Raw genomic sequence first — 17009 nt, 5'->3', positions numbered from 1 at the left:
CGAGGGGCCGCCTCTAAGCTGGACGCATGTCCGAGACCTACACCCTCATCCTCGTGCGCCACGGCAACAGCGAGTGGAACCAGAAGAATCTGTTCACCGGCTGGGTCGACGTCCGGCTCACCGAGCAGGGCGTCGCGGAGGCGACCCGCGCCGGCGAGCTGCTGACCGAGGCGGGGCTGCACCCCGATGTCGTCTACACCTCGCGCCAGACCCGCGCGATCCAGACCGCGAACATCGCGCTGGAGAAGGCCGACCGCCTGTGGATCGACGTGAAGCGCTCCTGGCGTCTGAACGAGCGCCACTACGGCGCGCTGCAGGGCAAGGACAAGGCGCAGACGCTCGCCGAGTACGGCCCCGAGCAGTTCATGACCTGGCGCCGCTCGTTCGACGTGCCGCCGCCCCCCATCGACGACGAGGACCAGTACTCGCAGGCGCACGACGAGCGCTACGCCGACCTCGGCGACGACCTCCCGCGCACCGAGTCGCTCAAGCTGGTCATCGAGCGGATGCTCCCGTACTGGGAGTCGGACATCAAGCCGGACCTCGCCTCGGGCAAGACGGTCATGATCACCGCGCACGGCAACTCGCTGCGCGCCCTGGTGAAGACGCTCGACGGCATCTCGGACTCCGACATCGCCGAGCTGAACATCCCGACCGGCATCCCGCTGGTCTACACCCTCGACGAGAACTTCGAGCCGATCGGCGAGGCCCGCTACCTCGACCCCGAGGCCGCCGCCGCCGGCGCCGCCGCCGTCGCCGCGCAGGGCGCCAAGAAGTAGCCCGCCTCCTCGCACCACCGAACGGCCCGCCGGAGTCCCGACTCCCGCGGGCCGTCCGCGTCCGCGCCCGGGCCCGCTGGTCGAGCAGCCCCGCAGGGGCGTAGCGGGACCGCCGTCTTCCGTGCGTCCGGCGGACGTGGATCTCGATACGCGCGCTGCGCGCGCTACTCGATCACCAGGGGTGAGCCAGGTCGCGGAACGCGCCCCGTGCGTGCCGGCGCGACGCGATCAGCACGGACGCGAGAGCGAGGCCGCGGAACGCGCCCCTTCCCTGCTGGTCGAGTAGCCGCGTCACGCGGCGTATCGAGACCACGCGCCCGGACGACGGTGGATCTCGATACGCACGCTGCGCGCGCTACTCGATCAGCATGGGCAGGCGCCCGAGCAATGAGGAACGGCCACCGCCACTCGACGACCGGGCGCGGAGAGTCGAGACCAGCCGCCCCGCACGAGGCGAACGAGTGAATCGCGTGCCAGCGATTCGCTCTAGCCGCTCGCACCCCGCTCTGCGGAACGCGAGCACGCGGTCTGCCGACCGCGGTCGATATCGCGCGAGCGCGATATCGACAAAACGGTTCAGCCCCAGTCGCCGGAGATGAGGTACTGGACCTTCTTCGCGATCGACACCGCGTGGTCGGCGAAGCGCTCGTGGTAGCGGCTGGCGAGGGTGGCGTCGACGGTGTCGGCGGCCTGGCCCTTCCAGGCCTCGCTGAGGACCTTGTCGAAGACGCTGACGTGCAGCTCGTCGATCTTGTCGTCCTCGTCGCGGATCTCCTCGGCGATGCGGGGGTCCTGCGAGCGCAGCAGCTCGGTGAGCTTGTGCGCGACGACGACGTCGAGCCGGCCCATCTCGACGAAGGTCGGGCGGAGCGACTTCGGCACGACCTTGTCGGGGAAGCGGTAGCGCGAGAGCTGAGCGATGTGCTCGGCGATGTCGCCCATCCGCTCGAGCGACGCGCTGATCCGGAGCGCGGACACGACGGTGCGCAGGTCGCGGGCGACAGGTCCCTGCCGGGCGAGGATGTCGATCGCGAGCTCGTCGAGGCTGATCGCCAGCTCGTCGATGCGGGCGTCGCTCGCGATGACCTCCTCGGCGAGGGAGACGTCGGAGTGGTTGAACGCCTGGGTCGCCTTCTCGATCGCGATCTCGACGAGTCCGGAGATCTCGACGAGCCGATCCTGGACCTCGGCCAGCTCCTGCTGGAAAACTTCGCGCATCTTCTTCTCGACCCTCTCTGCGGCACGCACGGAGAACGGTGCCGTTTCGCGCCGCGCACGGCGCTGCGACTGCGCCAGGTCGGCGCAGGCGCAGCCATGATGACCACGGCAGGTTAACGAACGGTGCCGAGCGCTTGAACAGTACTCGACCCGCGACCGGTCGCCGGGCATCCGGTAGGGAGACGCGCGGTGGATGGTTAGCCTGGGGTCGTGGATCCAGGCCTGATCGTCGTGCTGTCGCTCGTCCTCGGCATCGCCATCGGGATCGTCCTCACCAGCGTGGTCACCCTCGCCGCGCGCCAGGGCCGCATCGCCACCGAGGTCGTCACCGTCGGTCTGCCCGAGGGCATCGGCGCGATCATCGACGCCGTCGGCGCGCCCGCCTTCGTGACCGACCCCTCGCACAACGTCCTCAAGGCGTCCGCCCGCGCGATCTCGCTCGGCCTCGTCTCGCAGGACACGCTCCTGCACCCGGATCTCGTCGCGATCGTGGACCGCGTGCGCCGCTTCGGCGACGACATCGAGCAGGACCTCGAGCTGACCACGAGCCCCCTCTCCGACGTCGCGGTGACCCTGGTGGTGCACGCCACCCGCCTCGGCTCCCGCTTCGTCCTCGTCCTCGCCGAGGACCACACCGAGGCCCGGCGCCTCGAAGCGGTGCGCCGCGACTTCGTCGCCAACATCTCGCACGAGCTGAAGACTCCGATCGGCGCCGTCGGCCTCCTCGCCGAGGCCCTCGACTCCGCCGCCGACGACCCCAAGCAGGTGCGCCGCTTCGCGCACCGCCTGACCCAGGAGTCGCACCGTCTCGCGAAGATCACCCGCGAGATCATCGAGCTCTCCCGGCTCCAGTCCGCCGACGTCGCCGGCTCCGCCGAGATCGTCCGCGTCGACGACATCGTGGTCGCCGCCCTCGAGACCACCCACGTGATGGCCGAGTCGCACGACGTGACCCTCGTCAAGGGCGGCATGAAGAAGGCGTACGTCGCGGGCAAGGAGAAGATGCTCGTCTCGGCGCTGCACAACCTGCTCGCCAACGCCATCCAGTACTCGCCGCCCGGCTCCCGCGTCGGCATCGGCGTCCGCTCCACCGGGGGCATCGTCGAGATCGCCGTCACCGACCAGGGCATCGGCATCCCGGAGGAGGACCTCGACCGCGTGTTCGAGCGCTTCTACCGCGTCGACCAGGCCCGCTCCCGCCACACCGGCGGCACCGGTCTCGGCCTCAGCATCGTCAAGCACGCCGTGCAGAACCACGGCGGCGACGTCCGCGTCTGGTCCAAGCCCGGCCGCGGCAGCACCTTCACCATCCGACTCCCCGAAGCCGACCCGGCCAGGACGCCGTACGCGTCCGCCGCCCCGATAGGAGACACCGCGTGACCAGCATCCTGCTCGTCGAGGACGAGAGCGCCCTCAGCGAGCCGCTCAGCTACCTGCTCGAACGCGAGGGCTACGACGTCACCGTCGCCGAGGACGGCCTCCGCGCCGTCGCCGCCTTCGACGACGGCGAGTACGACCTCATCCTGCTCGACCTCATGCTCCCCGGCATGCCCGGCACCGAGGTCTGCCGGGAGATCCGCACCCGCTCCGCGATCCCGATCATCATGGTCACCGCCAAGGACTCCGAGGTGGACATCGTCGTCGGACTCGAGCTCGGCGCCGACGACTACGTCACCAAGCCCTACTCGACCCGCGAGCTCCTCGCCCGCATCCGCGCCGTCCTCCGCCGCCGCACCGAGGACCCCGGCGAGGACCGCATCGTCGTCGCCGGCCCCGTCCGCATGGACATCGAGCGCCACACCGTCGAGGTCGACGGCGTCGAGACCCCCATGCCGCTCAAGGAGTTCGAACTCCTCGAGATGCTCCTCCGCAACGCCGGCCGCGTCCTCACCCGCGGCCAGCTCATCGACCGCGTCTGGGGCAGCGACTACTTCGGCGACACCAAGACCCTCGACGTCCACGTCAAGCGCATCCGCTCCAAGATCGAGAAGACGCCGAAGGAGCCGGTGCTCCTGGTGACTGTCCGCGGCCTCGGCTACCGCTTCGACGCGTGATCGCGGGCCCTGGCGGGGGCATCTGCGGCGTTGTCGTCGGTTGCGATACCGCCGGTATCGCGCCCTCCTCCGCCTTGCAGCTGCCCCCGCCAGGACCCGCGACCCGTCTGCACACGCCGAACGCCTTCTGACGTGCACGCTCCGGTGAGGGCCGTCGCTGCGCGACGAGCCGGTGACCCTTGCTGGTCGAGTAGCCGCCGGAGGCGGCGTATCGAGACCCGCCGCTCCAGAACGTGCGGGGCCTGCGGGGCCGTCGCTGCGCGACGAGCGGGTGGCCGGACCCTTGCTGGTCGAGTAGCCGCCGGAGGCGGCGTATCGAGACCCGCCGCATCAGAACGTGCGGTGCCTGCTGGGCCGTCGCTGCGCGACGAGCGGGTCCTCGCGGGGTGGCCGGACCCTTGCTGGTCGAGTAGCCGCCGGAGGTGGCGTATCGAGACACGCCGCATCAGAACGTGCGGTGCCTGCGGGGCCGTCGCTGCGCGACGAGCGGGTCCTCGCGGGGTGGCCGGACACTTGCTGGTCGAGTAGCCGCCGGAGGCGGCGTATCGAGACCCGGCGCAGACGACGCAGGGCCGCCCACCGGAGTGGACGGCCCTGCTGGACGGGGGAGTGCTACTCCGCCGGAGCGTCGACGCCCGGCTCGGCGGTGGGCGTCGGCAGCGCCGTCTCCGCGGGGTCCGGGGTGGGGGTGAGAGTCGGGGAGGCCGACGGGGCCGGGGTCAGCGTCGCGTACGCCTCGAGAGCGTTCGTCAGGACGGGGACGAGGACCTCCTTGCCCTCCTCCGAGCCGTACTGGAAGTAGACGGGGAACAGGCTCCCCGGGATCGTGTCGAGGCCCTCCATGTGCACGGCCTCGGTGCTGTCCGGGCGGACCTCGGTGCGGCCGGGGACCGCGTCCACCGTGTCGCTCGTGCGGCCGGACGTCGCCTCGTACTGCACCTCCACGCTGAGCGTCTCGTCGGTGTCGTTGACCAGCGAGACGACGAGCGTGCCGACCTCGCCGTCCTCCGAGATGATCATCGCGTTGCGGATGGCGAGATCGCCGACCGTGGCGCCGACCCCGTCGCTCGGGTCGTAGCTGTTGCGCGTCGCCTGCGGGGCGACGAGGTTGCAGCCGGCGGTGGCGAACGCGACGCCGACCGCGAGAACGACGGATGCAGCGATACGCGCCTTCACGGGTTCCTCCAGATCATCGGCCCCGCCCACCCCGGACAGGGCGGATTCGAGGTGCAGGAGCCGCACACAGAATAGCGTAGCCACGCCTCCACCCCGGCCGGACGGGCTGCCCCCGCCCTCCGCCCGCTGCTACTGTGACCGGCGGCGAAAGGACCTCCCGTTGCACACCGACACCGGATCGACGCCCAGCGCGGCCGTCGTCATCGTCGCCGCCGGCAGCGGCACCCGCCTCGGCCGCGAGCTCCCGAAGGCCTACGTCGACTGCGCCGGCGTCACCATCCTCGAGCGCAGCCTCCGCACCGTCCTCACCCTCGCCGAGCCGGTCCAGATCGTCGTCGTCGCACCGGAGGCCCTGCTCGAGGAGACCGTCGCGCTCTGCCGCCGCGCCGCGGGTGGATCCGTCGAGGTGCTGGTCACCGCCGGCGGCGCCACCCGGCAGGACTCGGTCGCGCACGGCCTGGCGTCGCTCCTCCCGGGCGTCGAGACCGTCCTCGTCCACGACGCCGCCCGGGCCCTCACCCCCGCCGCGCAGTTCGACCGCGTCCTCGCCGCCGTCCGCGCCACCGGCGGCGGCGCGATCCCCGGGCTGCCCGTCACCGACACGATCAAGCGGATCGACGCCGACGCCGCGATCCTCGACACCGTCGACCGCGCCCAGCTCGCCGCGGTGCAGACCCCGCAGGGCTTCCCGCGCCGCCTGCTCGACGAGGCCTACGCCGCCGCCGACCGCGAGTACACCGACGACGCGGCCCTGCTCGCCGCGCACGGCGGAGGCTCCGTCGTCGTCGCCGGCGACCCGCTCGCCTTCAAGATCACCACCCCCTGGGACCTCGCCCGGGCCGAGCAGCTGCTCGCCCCGCCGCACGTGGCCGCCGTGCCCCGGGTCGGCATCGGCACCGATGTGCACGCCTTCGACGACGCGTCACCGCTCTGGCTCGCCGGACTGCACTGGCCGGGGGAGCGCGGCCTCTCGGGCCACAGCGACGGCGACCCGGTCGCGCACGCGATCTGCGACGCGCTGCTCGCCGCGGCGAACCTCGGCGACATCGGCTCCCGCTTCGGCACCGCCGACCCGCGGTTCCAGGACGCGCACGGCGAGGTGTTCCTCCGCGCCACCCGCGAGCTGGTCGAGGCGGCGGGCTTCACGATCGGCAACGTCTCGGTGCAGCTGATCGGCAACCGCCCGAAGTTCTCCCCGCGGCGGGAGGAGGCGCAGCGGCTGCTCTCCGCCCTCCTCGGCGCCCCCGTCAGCGTCGCGGCGACGACCTCGGACGCTCTCGGCTTCACCGGCCGCGGCGAGGGAGTGGCGGCGACCGCCACCGCGCTCGTCCTCCCCGGTCCCGGATCCCGGCACTGATCCACCGCACCCGATCCACCGCACCGATCCGCCGCCCGGCCGCGACCGCCCCGCCCGGTAAACTCGCGGCGTGACTCTGCGACTCCACGACTCGAAGGCCCAGGCCCTCGTCGATTTCGTCCCCCTCCGTGAGAACGAGGTCGGGATGTACGTCTGCGGACCCACCGTCCAGTCGTCGCCGCACATCGGGCACCTGCGCTCCGCCCTGGTCTACGACCAGCTCCGCCGCTGGCTCGCCCACCGCGGCTACCGGGTCACCCTCGTCCGCAACGTGACCGACATCGACGACAAGATCCTCGCGATCGCCGAGCAGGCGCGCCGTGCCGCCGGCGAGGGCGAGCCCTCGGAGCAGTGGTGGGCGCTCGCCTACCGCGTCGAGCTCGAGTTCACGGCCGCCTACTCCGCGCTCGGCATCCTGCCGCCCACCTACGAGCCGCGCGCCACGGCGAGCATCGCCGAGATGGTCGCGCTCGTGCAGCGCCTGATCGAGCTCGGCCACGCCTACCCCGCTCCGGACGACTCCGGCGACGTCTACTTCGACACCCGCTCCTGGCCCGACTACGGCGCGCTCACGCACCAGCGCCTGGAGAGCATGGAGGCGGCGACCGACGCCGACCCGCGCGGCAAGCGCGACCCGCACGACTTCGCCCTGTGGAAGGGCATGAAGCCCGACGAGCCCGAGTCCGCCTCCTGGGCCTCGCCCTGGGGGAGGGGCCGGCCCGGCTGGCACATCGAGTGCTCCGCGATGTCGACGAAGTACCTCGGCACGCAGTTCGACATCCACGGCGGCGGGCTCGATCTGCGCTTCCCCCACCACGAGAACGAGCTCGCCCAGTCGAGCGCCGCGGGCCACGCCTTCGCGAGCTACTGGCTGCACAACGGCCTCGTGTCGGTGACCGGCCAGAAGATGAGCAAGTCGCTCGGCAACTCCGTCTTCGCCTCCGAGCTCCTCGACTCGGCCCGCCCGCTGGTCGTCCGCTACTACCTCGGCTCGGCCCACTACCGCTCGACGCTCGAGTTCCACGACGGCGCGCTCGAGGAGGCCGAGGCGGCGCTCGAGCGGATCGAGGGCTTCCTCGACCGCTCCCGCCGCCGCCTCGAGGGCACCCGCTTCGCCGCCGTCGGCGAGCCGGTCGTCCCGGACGAGTTCGCCGAGGCGATGGACGACGACCTCTCAGTCCCGCAGGCCATCGGCGTCCTGCACGAGACCGTCCGGGCCGGCAACGCCGCGCTCGACGCGGAGGACCTCGGCACGGTGTCCGCGCTGCGCACCCAGGTCCTCGCCATGGCGTCGGTCCTCGGCATCGACCCGGAGGCCCCCGAGTGGGCGCGCTCCGACGACGAGCCCACCTACCGGGCCCTCACCGTGCTCGTCGACCGCCTGGTCGCCGAGCGCCAGACCGCGCGCGAGCAGCGCGACTGGGCGGCCGCCGACCGCATCCGAACCGATCTCGCTGCTGCGGGAATCACGATCGAAGACACCCAGACGGGTGCGCATTGGAGTCTCGATGGCGAATAAAGCCGGCCGCCCAGGAGCGGTCCGAAAGAAGAGCAGGGGCAAGGCCGTCGGTTCCGGCGGTCAGGGCCGTCAGGCGCTCGAGGGCAAGAAGCCCACGCCCAAGGCCGAGGACCGGCCGTACCACCCCGCAGGCAAGGCGAAGGCGGCGCGTGAGCGCTTCGTCGCCGCCGGCGGCAAGGGCCGTCCGGGAGCGGCGCTGACCGGCGCGGCTCGCGGCCAGGGCCGTCCGGCTCCGTCGCGCAAGCCCAAGAGCGGCGACGAGTCCGAGATGGTCACCGGGCGCAACTCGGTCCTCGAGGTGCTCCGCGCCAAGATCCCCGCGACGACGCTCTACCTCGCGACGCGCATCGAGATGGACGACCGGGTCAAGGAGGCGCTCAAGCTCGCCACCGCCCGCGGCATCCCCGTCCTCGAGGTCATGCGCCCCGAGCTCGACCGCCTTGCCGGCCCCGACTCGGTGCACCAGGGCCTCGTGCTCAAGGTGCCGCCCTACGAGTACGCGCACCCGAGCGACCTGCTCCAGCGCAGCGTCTCGCGCGGAGTCGTCCCGCTCTTCGTCGCGCTGGACGGCATCACCGACCCCCGCAATCTCGGCGCCATCATCCGCTCCGTCGCCGCCTTCGGCGGGCAGGGCGTCATCGTGCCGCAGCGCCGCTCGGTCGGATTGAACTCCGCCGCGTGGAAGACCTCGGCCGGCGCCGCCGCGCGCGTGCCCGTCGCGATGGCCTCGAACCTCACCGCGATGATCAAGGACTACAAGCGCGACGGCGTCTTCGTCATCGGGCTCGACGGCGACGGCGACACGATGCTCCCGGGCCTCGAGCTCGCCGACCGCCCGCTGCTCGTCGTCGTCGGCAGCGAGGGCAAGGGCCTCTCGCGCCTCGTCACCGAGCAGTGCGACGCCGTCGTCTCCATCCCGATCAGCGCCGCCACCGAGTCGCTCAACGCGGGGATCGCGGCATCGGTCGCGCTCTACGAGATCTCCAAACTCCGCGCCGCCTCCGAGTAGCACGAGCTGCGCGGGGCGGGAGTCCTGCTGATCGAGTAGGCCGCGCAGCGGGCGTATCGAGATCCAGCGTCAGCAGACGCCGCAGACGACGAAGGGCTCGTGACGGGTCCGGGGATCCGCACGAGCCCTTCGGCGTGCCGGGGTCAGACGTTCTTCATCCAGTCCACGTCCGCGTCCTCCTCGGTCAGCTCGGCGTCGCCCGCGCTGTCGATGACCAGGTTCGGCAGCGTGATCGCCTCGGTCGGCGGTGCGATGATCGTCGCCTCGTCGCGGCGGTGGCGCAGGATGTCGTTGACGTACGCCGTGACCGCCTCGGCCAGCGGCACGTCGCGCGCCTGCTGCTGCGACATGAACCAGCGGTGCTCGAGCAGCTGGTGGAACATCTCCGCCGGCTCGAGCCGCCCCTTTAGGTCGCGCGGGATCGAGCGGATCACCGGCTCGAAGACCTGCGCGAGCCACTCGTGCGCGACCATCTCCTCGTCGAGCCCCTGCTTGCCGTAGGTGGCCGTGTAGGAGTCGAGGTCGTTGAGCAGTCGTCGCGCCTGGTTCTCCTGCGCGTCGAGCCCCGTCAGGCGCAGCAGTCGGCGCTGGTGGTGTCCCGCGTCGACGACCTTCGGCTGGATCCGCACCGTCGAGCCCGCCTCGTCGGTCTTGATCGCGAGCTCCTCGATGTCGAAGCCGAGCTCGTTGAGCCGGTTGACGCGGTCGTTGATGCGCCAGCGCTCGGAGGTCGAGAACGACTCCGCCCCGGTCAGCTCCTTCCAGAGGCTGCGATAGGCGGCGACGATGCCGTCCGACACCGTGATCGGGTCGAGGTCGTCGTCGACGCGCCCGCCCGCCTCGAGGTCGAGCAGCTCGCCGGCGATGTTCACCCGAGCGATCTCGAGGTCGTTCTCGCGCTGCCCGTTCGAGAGTCCGCCGGAGTAGAGCTGGCCTGTCTCGGCGTCGACGAGGTAGGCGGCGAAGGCGCCCGCGTCGCGGCGGAACAGCGTGTTCGAGAGCGACACGTCGCCCCAGAAGAAGCCGATCACGTGCAGCCGCACGAGCAGCAGCGCCAGCGCGTCGACGAGGCGGGTCGCCGTGTCCGGCCGCAGGGTCTGCGAGAACAGCGCGCGATAGGGCAGGGAGAACTTGAGGTGTCGGGTGACCAGCACCGCCGGCAGCTCGTCGCCCTCGTCGTCGCTGCGGTTGGTGATCACGGCACCCGGCACGACGCACGGGACGTCGAGGCGCTGCAGCGTCTTCAGCATCTCGTACTCGCGGCGCGACATCTCCGCGGTCGTCTCCTTCACGGCGACGACGTGGCCGGAGAGGTGCGCGAAGCGGACGGTGTGCCGCGAGATGCCCTTGGGCAGCGCGGCGATGTACTCGTCGGGCCAGTCGTTCAGCCGCAGGTTCCACGGCAGATCGAGCAGGGCGGGGTCGACCGTGGCCGAGGTGATGTTCAGGGAGCCGGACATGGCGCGCCGTTCGTGTGGGGAGGCGGACGGTGGAGGGGCCCGGACGAACGCTGCCGCCGCCTCGGAGGAGACGACGGCAGCGTGTGCGCGGGGGCGGAGCCTAGGAGAGGCGCAGTCCCGACTCGCCGTCGAAGATGTGCACGCGGTGGTTCGCGGTCACGTAGACGCGGTCGCCCGCGGTCGGGTGCACGCGGCCGTCGACGCGCGCGACGATGTCGGTGCGGCGACCCTCGACCTCGGTGTGGCCGTAGAGGTAGCCGTCCGAGCCGAGCTCCTCGATCAGGTCGACCTCGATCGGCAGGCCGCCGGGCTGGGTCGAGACGGTGACGTCCTCGGGGCGCACGCCGAGCGTGACGACCTTCTGGGTGGTCTTCGCGAGCGCCTCGCGGGCGATCGGCAGGACCGTGTCGCCGAACTTCACGCCGCCGTCGGTGACGTCCGCGTGGAACAGGTTCATCGCGGGCGAGCCGATGAAGCCGGCCACGAAGACGTTGTTCGGGTTCTCGTAGAGGTCGCGGGGCGTGCCGACCTGCTGGAGCAGCCCGTCCTTGAGGACCGCGATGCGGTCGCCCATGGTGAGGGCCTCGGTCTGGTCGTGGGTGACGTAGACGGTGGTGATGCCCAGGCGGCGCTGGAGCGTGCCGATCTGCGTGCGGGTCTGGACGCGGAGCTTGGCGTCGAGGTTCGACAGCGGCTCGTCCATGAGGAACACCTGCGGCTTGCGGACGATGGCGCGACCCATCGCGACGCGCTGACGCTGGCCACCCGAGAGGGCCTTCGGCTTGCGGTTGAGGTAGGGCTCGAGGTCGAGCATCTTCGCGGCCTCGAGGACCCGCGCGGCGCGCTCGTCCTTGTTGATGCCGGCGATCTTGAGCGCGAAGCCCATGTTCTCCGCGACCGACATGTGCGGGTAGAGCGCGTAGTTCTGGAACACCATCGCGATGTCGCGGTCCTTCGGCGGAACGTCCGTGACGTTGCGATCGCCGATCAGGATGCGACCCTCGTTGACCTCTTCGAGGCCGGCGAGCATGCGCAGGGAGGTGGACTTGCCGCAGCCCGAGGGGCCGACGAGGACGAGGAACTCGCCGTCTCCGACTTCGAGGTTCAGCTTGTCGACCGAGGCACGCGTGGCCCCGGGGTAGACGCGGGACGCGTGGTCATAGGTTACGGACGCCATTGTTCTTGCTCCTTCACCGGCAGGTACGTGCCGGACGATCCGAGTGAATGGAAGTGACGGTCGTCGTCGCGTGGGCGACTCCGACCAACCGTCACAGTATGCCACGCGGCGCCCCGACGGGGGACTGGTGCCGGGCGACGGTCGCCGGGACCCGGCGGTATCCGTCGTTTGGAGGTTTCCCAGGGCTCGCGCGTAGGATTCCGGCGAGTCGCAGCCCGGCGGCACTTCTTCCCCCTTTCTCTCATTCGGAGCGTTCTTGTCATGACCATCGGCGGAGCCAACGACCGTCTCTCGAAGAACCAGCGTCGAGAGGCCGCCCGCGAGAAGGCCCGCCGGCTCCGCGAGCAGCAGAAGCGCCGCGACCGTGTCAGCCGCTTCGCCCTGCAGGGCGGCCTCGCCCTCGTCGTGGTGGCGATCGTCGCGGTCGTCGTCTTCGCCGTCACCTCGAGCATCCGCCCCGCCGGCCCCGGCCCCGCCAACATGGCGAGCGACGGCGTGCTCGTGACCGAGGGCCTCGTCGCCTCGACCACCCCCGCGATCCCGGCCGACGGCACGCCCACCCCGAGCGTGCTGGACACCTCCGGCGGGACCGTCGACATCCGCGTCTACCTCGACTACCTCTGCCCCTACTGCGGCCAGTTCGAGCAGACCAACGGCGAGCAGATCAAGGAGTGGGTGACGAGCGGAGCCGCCACGGTCGAGATCCACCCGATCGCGATCCTCACCACCCGGTCCAACGGCACCAAGTACTCCGAGCGCGCAGCGAACGCCGCCGCCTGCGTCGCCGACACCTCGCCCGACTCCTTCTTCGACTTCAACGCTGCGCTCTTCGCCGAGCAGCCGGCGGAGGGGACCGACGGCCTCTCGGACGACCAGCTCAAGCAGGCCGCCGCCGACGCCGGGGTCGAGGACACCGCCGCGGTGAACACCTGCATCGACGACCAGTCGTTCGTCAGCTGGGTGCGCGCGGCGACCGAGCGCGCGACGTCGGGCCCGCTGCCCGGCACCGAGGTCGCGTCCGTCTCGGGCACGCCGACTGTGCTCGTGAACGGCGAGGCCTACACCGGTTCGCTGACGGACGCCGACGCCTTCAGCTCGTTCGTGCTGTCCGCCGCGGCCGACACCTACTCCTCGGCCACGCCGACGCCCGCCGCGGGCTAGACATCAGCCCCGGGTTGCGGGGAGCGGATCGGACGAAGGGCCTCGGGAGACCGGGGCCCTTCGTCGTGCGGGCCGACGGTGGGAGGCGAACGCTCGACCGGTGCTTCGGCGCCACCCCGGTCACTCACCGCGGTGCGCAGGTAAGCTCCCCCGATCTCACTGAGGGGACCTCACTGATATGAAGCCGACCGTTCCGCGGCCCGTCGTCGGGCCACCGATCTTCGAGGGTGTGCAGGTCCTGCGCTTCGTCGCAGCCCTCCTCGTCGTCGTGACGCACAGCAGGTTCTACGCGAAGGAGCTCCTCGACGACTCGATCGTGGTCGCGGGCGGCGGCTTCCTGGGTGTCACCCTGTTCTTCATCATCTCCGGCTTCGTGATGACGATCACCGCCGCACCGTTCGACGTGCCCGGCGGGTGGAGGTTCTTCGCCGTCCGGCGTCTGGTCCGCATCGTCCCGATGTACTGGATCGCCACCACGCTCAAGATCGCGGCGATCCTCGTCGTCCCGGGCGCGGTCCTGCAGGCCGGCTTCACGCCGTGGTCCGGTGTCGCCTCGTACCTCTTGCTGCCGACCCGCAATCCGGACGGCGATGTCGCTCCACTCCTCGGCGTCGGGTGGACCCTGACCTTCGAGATGTTCTTCTACGTCGTCTTCGCCCTCGGACTGCTCCTGCGACGCGACGTCCTCGTCTTCGCCTCGACCGTGATGATCCTCGTCGCGTCGGGTCAGCTCGTCCGCGGCGACGAAGGCTGGCCCACGTGGGCGTTCTACTTCGACGGCATCGTCCTGTACTTCGTCATCGGCATGGTCCTCGGCAGGATCGTCCTCCGGCCGGACGCGCGACGCCGGCTGCTCGTCGCGCTCGGTGTCGCGGTCGGCCTGATCGTCGCGGGCGCCTTCACGCCGGACGGCGTCTCCTGGGAGCACGACGGCCTCGCGAGGAAGGGGATGGTCGCGGGCGTCTTCGTGGTCGTGCTCCTCGCCGAACCACTGGTCGAGCGGTTCCGGGAGCAGGCCGTGACCGACGGATTCCTGCTGCGTCCCCTCCGCTACCTCGGCGACGCCTCGTACAGCCTCTACCTCTTCCACCCTCTGATCGGGCCCGCCGTCCCGGCGGCGCTCGCCGTCATCGGCCTCCGGTCGGGTGCGCTCTCCGTCGTCGGCTCCGTGACGGTGTCGATCGTCTCCGGAGCCGTCATCCATCGCGTCGTCGAGAAGCCGATCACCCGCAAGCTGCGAGGGCTGCGCTACGCGGGGCTGCCCGCGGCGGGGTCCAGTCCACCGCTGGCGCCGGAGCGCCCGGCGGGATGACACCGACACCGGTCGGGCCGACCGGCCGATCAGAGGCTGTCCGAGCCGACGACGGGACTTGAACCCGTAACCGCCCGATTACAAGTCGGGTGCGCTACCAATTGCGCCACGTCGGCGAGGTGCGTCGCCGCACCGGGCCACCCTATCGCGGGCTCCGGAGCCTCCTCGGCCCGGGCCCGCGCAGGGCGATCACGGCTCGAGGATGCTCAGGTGCCGCTCGGCCGGGGTGGGCCGCTTCGGTCCGCCGATCTTGCCGTCGGGCCGACCGACGTAGAGCCAGCCGAGGAGCTCCTCGCCCTTCTCCAGGCGGTGCGCCTTCCGCACCGCCTTGGCGCGGGTGTAGGAGCCGGTGCGCCAGAAGACGCCCCAGCCCGCCTCGTCGAGCAGCAGGCTGAGCAGGTGCGCGACGCCCGAGGCGACCGCCTCCTGCTCCCAGGCCGGCACCTTCGACTTCTTCACGCTGACGACGACCGCCAGGAGGAGGGAGGCGCGGTGCGTCTTCTCGACGTGCTTGCGCGCGTCCTTCTTCTCTCCGGACGCGGCCGCGAAGCTGCGGCCGATGCGGTCGCGCGCCGCCCCGCGGATCTCGATGACCCGCCACGGCCGCAGCGAGCTGTGGTCGGCGAGCCGCGAGGCGGCCGAGACGTACGCCGCGATCTCCTCGTGCCCCGGCGCCTCCGCGGTCACCTTCGAGCGGGAGCGCCGGGCCAGCACGGCCTCGAGCACGGGGGTCGCGGTCACGGTCACTCGCCCTCGGTCGTGAAGTTCATCGCGATCGAGTTCATGCAGTACCGGTCTCCGGTCGGCGTGCCGAAGCCGTCGGGGAAGACGTGGCCCAGGTGCGAGCCGCAGTTGGCGCAGCGGACCTCGGTGCGGACCATGCCGAGGGTGCTGTCCTCGATCAGCTGGACCGCGTCGGGGCGGATGGACTCGTAGAAGCTCGGCCAGCCGCAGCCGGAGTCGAACTTGGTGCCGCTCTTGAACAGCTCCGCGTGACACGCGGCGCAGGTGTAGAGCCCCTCGCGGTGCTCGTCGAGCAGCTCGCCGGTCCACGGGCGCTCGGTGGCGGCCTGGCGCAGCACCGAGTACTGCTCGCGGTCGAGCTCCTCGCGCCACTCGGCGTCGGTCTTGTTCACGGAATACGACGACATGGGTCTCCCTAGGAATCCTCGTCAGTGTACGGGGGAGGGCGCTCCCCTCTTCTGTGCTCAACCCTGCGTCGCGCGGGCGCATTCCGCGATCCCCCCGGCGTGGAGCGAACTCTCGAATCCGCCGCGTCGGAGCGCCTCCCCGCCCGCGGCGCCCGCCCTGCCTACCCTGGAGCAATGAGCGGAACCACGGACGTCGGGCGGACCTCGGGCGCTGCCCTGTCCGATCGCGACCGGCGCATCCTCGACTTCGAGCGCGAGTGGACCGCGCGCACGGGGGAGAAGGAGGACGCGATCCGCGAGCGGTTCGGCCTCTCGGTCGCCCGCTACTATCAGGTGCTCAGCGCGGTTCTGGCCTCCCCGGCCGCCCTCGCGCACGACCCGATGCTCGTCACGCGGCTGCAGCGCATCCGCGACGGGCGCGCCGGCGCCCGCGCCGCGCGCCGCCTCGGGCGCCCCGAGTAGCCCGAGCTGCCCGGGCCCACCAACGGAAGGCCGGCCGTACCGACGATGACCACCACCGCCCCGAAGGACCGCTTCGACGAGATCCCGGCCACCGAGGGCCGCGTCGGCGCCCACCGTCGGCCGCCGGCGCCGCACGCTCGTGCCGTCGCGCTCGCCTGGGCGGCGCTGGCCACCGGAGTGATCGTGCTGCTGGGCTTCATCGGCCTCCTCGTCATCGACAACCGCGTGCAGTTCAACGATGTCTTCACCGCTCCCACCGGCATCGCCGAGACGACGGCGACGCCGACCGTCGCGCCGACGGTCGATCCGGACGTCGCGCTCGCCGTGCTGAACGGAACGGCGACCGCCGGCCTCGCCGCGAGCGCGGGGGATGCGCTGGCCGCAGCGGGCTGGAGCGTCCCGACCGTCGCGAACGCGAACACGGAGGCGGAGACGGTCACGGCGATCTACTACACCGACCCGGCGCTGGAGGGCGCCGCGCTCGGGGTGGCGCAGTCGCTCGGCGTCGGAACGCTGACGCTCACGCAGGACTTCGTCGAGACCGGGGCGGTCGTCGTCGTGCTCGGCTCGGACTACGCACCGCAGTAGCGCCGGCCCGCGGAGGCCTCGGAACGGCCGCGGAATCGGTGCTTCCGGGCCGTTCTGTTTCCGGGACGTTTAATTCATGTTGAATCCCGGGCAACTCTTTCCCGCAGGGCCTTTCCGCCCCTTTCCGGGCTGAAACGCTCGATTATGCTTCCCAACCAGGCACCTGCGCATCGCTCGTGTCGCAGGCACAGCACTTTGGGAGTGAGAGATGGCGAACGGAACCGTCAAGTGGTTCAACTCTGAGAAGGGCTACGGCTTCATCACGGTCGACGGCGGCGGACAGGACGTGTTCGTCCACTACTCCGCCATCGACATGTCGGGATACAAGGTCCTCGAGGAGGGCCAGCACGTCGCGTTCGAGGTCGGCACCGGATCGAAGGGTCCGCAGGCCGAATCGGTGCGCGTCGTCTGAGACCCTCACCCTTCCGGGAGCCGTCGTCCGCCTCGTGCGGGCGGCGGCTCCTCGCGTTGCGCCAGGCGCCTCCGTCACTTGCACTCCTCCCGGGTGAGTGCCAGAATCGCTGTTGGCACTCGCTCCAGTCGAGTGCCAACGACGGAATTCCCCTGACGTCCGGGAGGGACGAAG

17 protein-coding genes and 1 tRNA gene are annotated in these 17009 nt (G+C 71.2%); 11 read left to right on the top strand and 7 right to left on the bottom strand.

Translation table 11 applies throughout. The features are described from left to right. Window positions 1-26 precede the first annotated feature (26 nt). Window positions 27-779, top strand: a complete 753-nt coding sequence (locus tag GSU72_RS14605) for a phosphoglyceromutase (RefSeq protein ID WP_159985709.1) — start codon at window positions 27-29, stop codon at window positions 777-779. Window positions 780-1355: 576 nt separating this feature from the next. On the opposite strand, the gene phoU is transcribed toward GSU72_RS14605, so the two are convergent. After that, complete coding sequence (gene phoU / locus GSU72_RS14600) at window positions 1356-1997, bottom strand: phosphate signaling complex protein PhoU (protein WP_159986853.1); 642 nt, start codon at window positions 1995-1997, stop codon at window positions 1356-1358. A gap of 210 nt (window positions 1998-2207) precedes the next feature. On the opposite strand from phoU, the gene GSU72_RS14595 reads away from it, so the two are divergent. Both GSU72_RS14595 and GSU72_RS14590 read left to right on the top strand, forming a co-directional pair. After that, window positions 2208-3377 (top strand): ATP-binding protein, encoded by a 1170-nt coding sequence (locus tag GSU72_RS14595; RefSeq protein ID WP_159985708.1) that lies wholly within the window; start codon window positions 2208-2210, stop codon window positions 3375-3377. Next, window positions 3374-4051, top strand: coding sequence for a response regulator transcription factor (locus GSU72_RS14590; protein WP_159985707.1), 678 nt, complete (start codon window positions 3374-3376; stop codon window positions 4049-4051). Before GSU72_RS14595 ends, GSU72_RS14590 begins: the two co-directional genes overlap by 4 nt. 612 nt (window positions 4052-4663) lie before the next feature. Here the strand turns inward: GSU72_RS14590 and GSU72_RS14585 are convergent. Further along, window positions 4664-5227: a hypothetical protein gene (locus GSU72_RS14585; RefSeq protein ID WP_159985706.1), complete on the bottom strand. Its 564-nt coding sequence runs from the start codon at window positions 5225-5227 to the stop codon at window positions 4664-4666. A gap of 160 nt (window positions 5228-5387) precedes the next feature. Between GSU72_RS14585 and ispD the strand changes: the two genes are divergently transcribed. The 3 genes from ispD (at window position 5388) to rlmB (ending at window position 9112) form a co-directional block, all read left to right on the top strand. After that, window positions 5388-6584 carry a 2-C-methyl-D-erythritol 4-phosphate cytidylyltransferase gene (ispD, locus tag GSU72_RS14580; protein WP_159985705.1) on the top strand — a complete coding sequence of 399 codons (1197 nt, stop codon included), beginning with the start codon at window positions 5388-5390 and terminating at the stop codon, window positions 6582-6584. Between the two features lie 70 nt (window positions 6585-6654). Then, window positions 6655-8103 (top strand): cysteine--tRNA ligase, encoded by a 1449-nt coding sequence (gene cysS / locus GSU72_RS14575; protein ID WP_159985704.1) that lies wholly within the window; start codon window positions 6655-6657, stop codon window positions 8101-8103. Then, window positions 8093-9112 (top strand): 23S rRNA (guanosine(2251)-2'-O)-methyltransferase RlmB, encoded by a 1020-nt coding sequence (gene rlmB, locus GSU72_RS14570; RefSeq protein ID WP_159985703.1) that lies wholly within the window; start codon window positions 8093-8095, stop codon window positions 9110-9112. Before cysS ends, rlmB begins: the two co-directional genes overlap by 11 nt. Before the next feature lie 143 nt (window positions 9113-9255). Here rlmB and GSU72_RS14565 read toward each other — a convergent pair whose 3' ends face one another. Both GSU72_RS14565 and ugpC read right to left on the bottom strand, forming a co-directional pair. After that, on the bottom strand, window positions 9256-10572 hold the full coding sequence (locus GSU72_RS14565) for a DUF4032 domain-containing protein (RefSeq protein WP_159985702.1): 1317 nt from the start codon (window positions 10570-10572) through the stop codon (window positions 9256-9258). A 100-nt stretch (window positions 10573-10672) separates the two neighbouring features. Continuing rightward, complete coding sequence (gene ugpC / locus GSU72_RS14560; RefSeq protein ID WP_159985701.1) at window positions 10673-11749, bottom strand: sn-glycerol-3-phosphate ABC transporter ATP-binding protein UgpC; 1077 nt, start codon at window positions 11747-11749, stop codon at window positions 10673-10675. Between the two features lie 261 nt (window positions 11750-12010). Between ugpC and GSU72_RS14555 the strand changes: the two genes are divergently transcribed. Together GSU72_RS14555 and GSU72_RS14550 are read left to right on the top strand one after the other, a co-directional pair. Beyond that, complete coding sequence (locus GSU72_RS14555; protein WP_159985700.1) at window positions 12011-12910, top strand: thioredoxin domain-containing protein; 900 nt, start codon at window positions 12011-12013, stop codon at window positions 12908-12910. A 178-nt stretch (window positions 12911-13088) separates the two neighbouring features. Then, entirely contained in the window at window positions 13089-14222 is a 1134-nt protein-coding gene (locus tag GSU72_RS14550; protein ID WP_159985699.1) for an acyltransferase, read from the top strand. Between the two features lie 43 nt (window positions 14223-14265). On the opposite strand, the gene GSU72_RS14545 is transcribed toward GSU72_RS14550, so the two are convergent. From GSU72_RS14545 to msrB, 3 genes are all read right to left on the bottom strand, one after another. Continuing rightward, window positions 14266-14338 (bottom strand) — tRNA-Thr (locus GSU72_RS14545). A 73-nt stretch (window positions 14339-14411) separates the two neighbouring features. After that, complete coding sequence (locus GSU72_RS14540; RefSeq protein WP_244255833.1) at window positions 14412-14969, bottom strand: nitroreductase family protein; 558 nt, start codon at window positions 14967-14969, stop codon at window positions 14412-14414. Further along, a complete protein-coding gene (gene msrB / locus GSU72_RS14535) occupies window positions 14966-15373 on the bottom strand; it encodes a peptide-methionine (R)-S-oxide reductase MsrB (protein ID WP_123445164.1) in 408 nt (135 codons plus the stop codon). Before msrB ends, GSU72_RS14540 begins: the two co-directional genes overlap by 4 nt. 174 nt (window positions 15374-15547) lie before the next feature. Here msrB and GSU72_RS14530 point away from each other — a divergent pair, with 174 nt between their 5' ends. The 3 genes from GSU72_RS14530 to GSU72_RS14520 all read left to right on the top strand — a co-directional run bounded on the left by GSU72_RS14530 (window position 15548) and on the right by GSU72_RS14520 (window position 16835). Beyond that, window positions 15548-15835, top strand: coding sequence for a DUF3263 domain-containing protein (locus GSU72_RS14530; protein ID WP_159985698.1), 288 nt, complete (start codon window positions 15548-15550; stop codon window positions 15833-15835). A gap of 45 nt (window positions 15836-15880) precedes the next feature. Further along, window positions 15881-16423, top strand: a complete 543-nt coding sequence (locus GSU72_RS14525; protein ID WP_159985697.1) for a LytR C-terminal domain-containing protein — start codon at window positions 15881-15883, stop codon at window positions 16421-16423. A 208-nt stretch (window positions 16424-16631) separates the two neighbouring features. Continuing rightward, complete coding sequence (locus GSU72_RS14520; RefSeq protein WP_123445168.1) at window positions 16632-16835, top strand: cold-shock protein; 204 nt, start codon at window positions 16632-16634, stop codon at window positions 16833-16835. Window positions 16836-17009 lie beyond the last annotated feature (174 nt).

Source organism: Rathayibacter sp. VKM Ac-2760, from assembly GCF_009834185.1.
Taxonomy (GTDB): Bacteria; Actinomycetota; Actinomycetes; order Actinomycetales; family Microbacteriaceae; genus Rathayibacter.
The sequence above is the reverse complement of the archived record's forward strand: the minus strand, read 5'-3'. Positions and strand labels throughout refer to the sequence as shown.